The following is a 7,086-nucleotide window of genomic DNA, read 5'->3' on the forward strand; positions in this document are numbered from 1 at the left end:
AAACCCAATGACAGCTTGGCTAAATGACTATTAATGACAATTGAATGACTTTTACATTCACATCCATTATTAATTCAAAGCCCAAGTATAATGAGTAATACAAAGTTTTCTTAGTGCCACTACTTAATATATTTCAAAATTGCTTTAGGGACAAAATTGCTAACATCCCCATTATTTCTCAATAACTCACGGATTATTGTTGAACTAATTGATAAATATTCCGGCTTTGAATCAAAAAATATTGTATGTATTTTCGGGTTTAACATATTATTCATAGTAGCAAGTGACCTTTCAAATTCAAAGTCGCTAACATTACGAATACCACGTACAATATGTTTTACATTCAGTTTTTTACATAAATCAACTGTCAAAAAATCATATTGAATTACCTTAATATTATTATTGTTTTTAAAAACATCTTCAATCATTTTAATGCATTTATCAACAGTAAAATATCTCGGTTTTGTAGTATTTGTTCCTAAGGCAACATAAACTTCATCAAAAAGTTCACTTGCTCTATTAATAATATCATAATGTCCAATTGTTATCGGATCAAAAGAACCTGGAAAAATAGCTTTCTTTAACATAATGAATAAATTTCACTTATAAAAAAAAAGCTAATTTACGCATTTAAAATTGAAATTTGCTGAGCTACTTTCATAGAAATTGAATCAAACTCTTTAATTAAGATTGCATTTTCATCATCAAGTACTGCGGGCAAACCTTTATCGGAACCATCAACTACGCCCATTACTAATGGTAATTGCCCCATCAATGGAATATTAAATTGATTAGCTAATTTTTGTCCACCACCTTCTCCAAAAATATAATATTTATTGTCCGGTAATTCTTTGGGTGAAAAATAAGACATATTCTCAACAACACCAATCACAGGAACGTTGATACTTTTTTGTTTAAACATATTTATTGTTCGTGCAGTATCACCGGTAGCAACATGCTGAGGAGTTGTTACTACAACGGCAGCAGTTAAAGGCATTTCCTGACATAAAGTAATATGAATATCACCTGTTCCGGGAGGAAGATCAACAATTAAATAATCAAGTTCACCCCAATCAGTATCAATAATAAGCTGACGTAACCCACTACTTAACAAAGGTCCTCTCCAAATTACAGGCTGATCAGGAGGTAATAAATTTCCTATTGACATTATTTTGATACCATGATTTTCAATAGGTACCATTATATTTTTTTTGTCAATAGTTTTTACCATTGGTCTTTCATCTTCTACACCAAGCATTTTAGGTATTGAAGGACCATTGATATCAGCATCAATAATTCCTATTTTTGCATTTAATTTTGATAAAGATATTGCAATATTCACTGCAACAGTTGATTTACCAACCCCACCTTTTCCTGAAGCAATAGCTATCAGATTCTTTACTTTAGACATCTTTTTCTCAGAATCTCTTTTTTGATGTTCTACTTTTGAGTCAAATTTTATGTTAACTTCCAAACTGTCATCCACATGTTTATGAATTTCTTTTGTGCAATCTTCAACAAATTTGCTTTTCATAGGACAAGCAGGAGTAGTGAGTACAAACCTGAATGAAACTTTTTTCCCTTCAATTTTTATATCTTGCACCATTCCCAAACTTACAATGTCTTTATGTAAATCAGGATCAATTACGTTGCTTAATGCTTTAAGAATTTTATCTTTCATATTTTTTATAAAATTAATATTGTATTTTTGTAAAATTATTAACGTTTTTTTAAAACGTCAAAGGTTAGAAAAATAATAATTATAAATTAACAAAAATTCTTATTTTTAAACAAACTAATTATGATTAACAAAAAAATTGCCATAGGATGCGACCATGCAGGATTTGAATTAAAAGCAGAACTTAAAAAATACCTTAATAAAAAAAAATATTCTTTTGAAGATTTTGGTACTAACACAGGAAATTCTGTTGACTACCCCGATCACATTCATCCAGTTGCTCAATTAGTTGAAGAAGGAAAAGTTGAATTTGGTATTATTATTTGTGGCTCAGGAAATGGTGCTTCAATGACTGCAAACAAACATCAAGGCATAAGAGCTGCTCTTTGCTGGAATAAAGAACTTGCGACACTGGCAAAACTACATAACAATGCAAATATAATCTCTCTTCCCGCAAGATTTATTACGTTTGAAACTGCAAAAAAAATTATTGACGCTTATTTAAATACAGATTTTGAAGGTGAAAGACACCAACGAAGAATTGATAAAATACCTTTGAGTTGACAAAAAATTTTTAATTATCGTGATTTTGAGGCAAAAGAATTTAAAACAATGAAAAATTTAAAACCATTTTTAAAAGAAGCTGAAAACAAAGCTTTTGATATAGGACATAGAAAAAGAATCAATCACAATATTTCAAAATACAATGCAAAAGTACCTCTCGGGAAAGAACAATTTGAAGATTATGAAACAGCACGTGATCAAGCTGCATTTATAAAAAAGAAAACAATTGAAGATCTTGAAAAACATTTGTTACAATTTGAATTAAATTTTACTAAAAAAGGAGGGAAAATTCTTTGGGCAGAAGATAACAATGATGCTGTGAATCATATTCTTAAAATTTTGAAAGACAATAAATGCAAATCTGTTGTTAAATCAAAATCAATGATAAGCGAAGAATTAAATCTGAATGAATCTTTAGAAAAGAATAATATAGAACCAATAGAAACCGACCTTGGAGAATTCATAGTTCAGCTTAATGAAGAACCACCTTATCATATTGTTACTCCTGCAATGCACATGTCGAAAGAAGATATTGCCGACCTATTTAATAAAAAACTGAAAACACCACTTGACTTTACTCCTGAGAAACTAACAATGGAAGCAAGAAAAGTTCTCCGAGATAAATTTATTAATGCTGATGCTGGAATTACAGGAGCAAATTTTTTAATAGCTGATTCAGGTGCTATTTCGGTTACCGAAAATGAAGGAAATGTAAAGATGGGAACTGCACTTCCAAAAATACATATTGTAATTGCAGGTATTGAAAGGATTATCCCATCCATAAAAGACCTTGCTTTATTTTATCCTTTGCTTTCAACAACAGGCACAGGACAAACCATTACCGTTTATAACAATCTTTTTTTCGGACCTAAAAAAAAGAATGAAATGGATGGTCCAGAAGAAATGTATGTAATTCTTATTGATAATGGCAGAACAAATTTATTAGCTCAAGAAAAACAAAAAGAAGCACTTGCTTGCATAAGATGTGGTGCTTGCCTTAATGCTTGTCCTGTTTATAAAAATATTGGCGGACACACTTATAAAACTCCCTACAACGGACCCATCGGTTCTCTTATAACTCCATTTCTAAAAGGTTTTGAAGACTTTGCACATCTAAGTTATGCAACATCTCTTTGCGGTGCATGTACTGATGTTTGCCCCGTAAAAATACCTATTCATAAACTACTTTTAGAAAATAAATTTCATTATATTGAAAATTACGATACCTTAAAAACAGAAAAAAAATTGTTTAAACTGGTAACAAAAGTCCTGCTAAGTAAAAAATTAATGAACTTTGGAAACTATAGAATAAAAAATCTTTTTATAAAAATTGCCCTAAAAAATTCTTGGAACAAACGAAAAGTACCTTTAAAAATTGCTCCCAAATCTTTTAATAAAATGTGGAACGAAAGGGAAAAAACGAGGAGTGGGAAGTAGATAGTCTTCAGTCTTCAGTCGGCAGTCTTCAGTCGGCAGTCTTCAGTCTTCAGTTGAATAACGTTGATTTATTAGTTATTTTTTTCTCTGCGTTTCTGCGACTCTGCGTTTAAACAAATAAACAAAAAGAAGTACTTAAAGTGCCTAGAGTGCCTAAAGTACTTAGAGTTAGTGTATCGGATAAACAGATAAACAATTCTCCTTTGCGTTCTTTGCGTCTTTGCGTGAAAATATCACCAAACAAACAATTCTCCTCTGCGTTTAAACAAATCAGCAAATAAACAAATAAACAATTCTTCCTAGCGTTCTTTGCGTCTTTGCGTGAAAATATAAACAAAAAGAAGTACTTAAAGTGCCTAGAGTGCCTAAAGTACTTAGAGTTAGTGTATCGGATAAACAGATAAACAATTCTCCTTTGCGTTCTTTGCGTCTTTGCGTGAAAATATCACCAAACAAACAATTCTCCTCTGCGTTTAAACAAATCAGCAAATAAACAGATAAACAATTCTTCCTAGCGTTCTTTGCGTCTTTGCGTGAAAATATAAACAAAAAGAAGTGCCTAGAGTGCCTAAAGTACTTAAAGTTATGTGTTACGAATAAACAAATAAGCAAATCGCAAAAACTTGTTCGTATGGATAAACAACTTAATGACAATTAAATGACAGCGAAGCAAAATGACCACTAAATGGCTATTGAAACAAATAAACAATTCTTCTTAGCGTTCTTTGCTTGCCCCATAAGGAAGAATGACTGTATCGGGGCGTCTTTGCGTGAAAATATATATAAACGAATAAACAAATCCTACCGTTCTAATAAATAATTTTTCACATAATCATCAATTCCATCAACAAGAGGAGTAAAGGGTTTTGAATACCCAATGCTCCTAAGTTTTTCCATTTTAGCTTCTGTAAAATATTGATATTTATCTCTTATATCTTCAGGGGTGTCAACATAAGTTATATTTTCTTCCTTGCCCAGTGCTTTAAATATCCCGTAAGCCAAGGTATTAAATGCTTCTGCTTTTGCTGTACCGAGATTATAAATACCGTTATTCTCAGATTTTCTGTTGTGCATCAAAAAACACAAAACATCACAAAGGTCTTTTACATACACAAAATCCCGTTTTTGTTCTCCGTCTTTAAATTCCGGCTTATGTGAACGAAAAAGTTTCATCTCCCCTGTTTCTTGTATTTGATTAAAAGCATGAAAAATTACCGATGCCATTCGTCCTTTGTGAAATTCATTAGGTCCATACACATTAAAAAACTTCAATCCTATCCAATAATAGGGTTTTTTGTCTTGAGTCAAAACCCATTTGTCAAATTCATTTTTGGATTCTCCATAAGGATTAAGTGGTTTCAAATCTTTGATAATATCATGCTCATCATTGTAACCTAAACTCCCATCACCATAAGTTGCAGCCGAAGAAGCATAGATTAATGGAATACCATAATCAACACATTTTTTCCAAATTGTTTTTGAGTAATTAAGATTTAATTTGTCAAAAACATTTTTATCAAACTCCGTTGTATCAGTGCGAGCACCAATATGAAAAATGAACTGCACCAATTTATTGTTGTTATCAAGCCAATTAAAAAATTTATCTCTATTAATTTTATGACTTAAGTCTGCTCCTTTAAGATTCTTATTTTTTTCTTCATTAGAAAAATCATCAACTGCAACAATATCCTTAAAACCTTCTTTGTTTAATTTTTCAACAAAACAACTTCCGATAAAACCTGTCGCTCCTGTAACTATTATCATAATTCATTTTTTTTAATAAGAATGAATAAAAAAATCACCTTTTAAATAAAGTACAAAGCTATTTCATTTTACTACATTGCCAATGAATTTAGTTGAAAATCTCTAAAATTAGATGTATTAGTAAAAGTGAAATTTATAAGCTAATTTCATCTCTGTAAAAAAAATAATAATTACAAAATTAATAGGGTTTATATTATGTTTTTGTAATAAATTTGCAAATCTTAACAATCAAACAATAAACAAAATGCTATTAACATTAAAAATTGAAAATTTTCGTTCTGTAAAATCACCATTGTTAATTGATTTTACTACTGAAAAACGATTAAATGAAGATAACTTACTGTATAATTCATTTAATCAAAATGGAAATGAATTATTAAAAAGTTTAGTCTTTTATGGAAGAAATGCCTCTGGGAAAAGCAATATTTTGATGGCTTTAGATGCAATATCTTATCTAATTGAAAACTCTGATACGTTTAAACACGGAAAAAACATCCCACCTTATGAACCTTTCCTATTTGACATTGAATCCAAAAACAATACTGTAAAGTTTGAAATAGACTTTATTAGTGTGAAAAATAAAATCAGGTATAAATATTCAATGTCTTTCAATTCTTCTGAAATCATTAATGAAGCATTATATTTTTACCCTGAAAAAGTAAAAGCAAAATTGTATGAAAGAAATAAAGAAAAAATAACTTACGGAGATTATTATCGTGGCACAAAAAAGAAAATAGAAGATGATTTATTACCAAATCAGTTGTTTTTATCAAAATCAGCAACAAGTAAAATAAAATACCTTGATGATGTTTATTTATACTTTACAAGATATATTTATGTTTCAATATTACATGATATAGAATATGACAAATCAATTATCAGAGCTTTCTCAGAACTCATTTTAAAAGATGAAAATCTGAAACAAAATTTATTAGAATTATTACAAGCAGCCGACACAAATATTCTTGATTTCAGTATAACAGAAAATGAGAAAAAAATGAAATTTTCCGACAATGTTCCAGAGGAAGCACAAAAAGAATTTCTTGATAATTATAAATATGAAGTATTAACAATTCATAGTCTTTTTAAAAATGACAAAGAAATTGGAAAATCAACTTTGGAATTGGAAAAAGAATCACTTGGAACAAAAAAATTATTTGCAATAGGAAGTATAATTATTGACACTTTAGATGATGGCGGTGTGATTGTAATTGATGAATTAGATAAAGGATTGCATCCATTATTAACAAAAGTTATTATCAATTTATTTAACAGCAAAAAAAATAATCCTAACAATGCTCAGTTAATATTTGCAACTCACGATAGCACATTGTTAGATACAAAAATTTTAAGACGCGACCAAATTTGTTTTGTTGACAAAGATTATCAAGGAGGTACTACAATTTATAAGCTAAGTGATATTAAAGGAATTAGAAAAGATATTCCAATTGACAAATGGTATTTAAGTGGTCGTTTTAAAGCAATACCTGTTATAAGTGAAGTCCAACTCAAATTCTAACACTATGATAAATTTCTCAAAAAGATTATTAATTCTTTGTGAAGATGAAAAATCATCAAAAATATATTTTGAATCTTTCTTTCACATATAATTCTTTTAACATAACTTTGCACATTGAATAAAA

Annotated in this window: 6 protein-coding genes; 3 read left to right on the forward strand and 3 right to left on the reverse strand. The window is 29.5% G+C overall.

Annotation, left to right across the window (positions count from 1 at the left end):
• Positions 1–119: 119 nt before the first annotated feature.
• Both coaD and U9R42_14795 read right to left on the reverse strand, forming a co-directional pair.
• Positions 120–587: a pantetheine-phosphate adenylyltransferase gene (gene coaD, locus U9R42_14790; protein MEA3497292.1), complete on the reverse strand. Its 468-nt coding sequence runs from the start codon at positions 585–587 to the stop codon at positions 120–122.
• A 35-nt stretch (positions 588–622) separates the two neighbouring features.
• On the reverse strand, positions 623–1,681 hold the full coding sequence (locus U9R42_14795; GenBank protein MEA3497293.1) for an Mrp/NBP35 family ATP-binding protein: 1,059 nt from the start codon (positions 1,679–1,681) through the stop codon (positions 623–625).
• Positions 1,682–1,801: 120 nt separating this feature from the next.
• Between U9R42_14795 and rpiB the strand changes: the two genes are divergently transcribed.
• Both rpiB and U9R42_14805 read left to right on the forward strand, forming a co-directional pair.
• Positions 1,802–2,242, forward strand: coding sequence for a ribose 5-phosphate isomerase B (gene rpiB, locus U9R42_14800; protein ID MEA3497294.1), 441 nt, complete (start codon positions 1,802–1,804; stop codon positions 2,240–2,242).
• 48 nt (positions 2,243–2,290) lie between these two features.
• The gene (locus tag U9R42_14805) at positions 2,291–3,679 is read left to right on the forward strand and encodes a lactate utilization protein B (protein ID MEA3497295.1); all 1,389 of its coding nucleotides are present in this window, start codon (positions 2,291–2,293) and stop codon (positions 3,677–3,679) included.
• 801 nt (positions 3,680–4,480) lie between these two features.
• Here U9R42_14805 and rfaD read toward each other — a convergent pair.
• On the reverse strand, positions 4,481–5,443 hold the full coding sequence (rfaD, locus tag U9R42_14810) for an ADP-glyceromanno-heptose 6-epimerase (GenBank protein MEA3497296.1): 963 nt from the start codon (positions 5,441–5,443) through the stop codon (positions 4,481–4,483).
• A gap of 244 nt (positions 5,444–5,687) precedes the next feature.
• Between rfaD and U9R42_14815 the strand changes: the two genes are divergently transcribed.
• Entirely contained in the window at positions 5,688–6,962 is a 1,275-nt protein-coding gene (locus U9R42_14815; GenBank protein ID MEA3497297.1) for an AAA family ATPase, read from the forward strand.
• Positions 6,963–7,086 lie beyond the last annotated feature (124 nt).

The sequence above is a fragment of the Bacteroidota bacterium genome (assembly GCA_034723125.1).
Classification (GTDB): Bacteria; Bacteroidota; Bacteroidia; order CAILMK01; family JAAYUY01; genus JAYEOP01.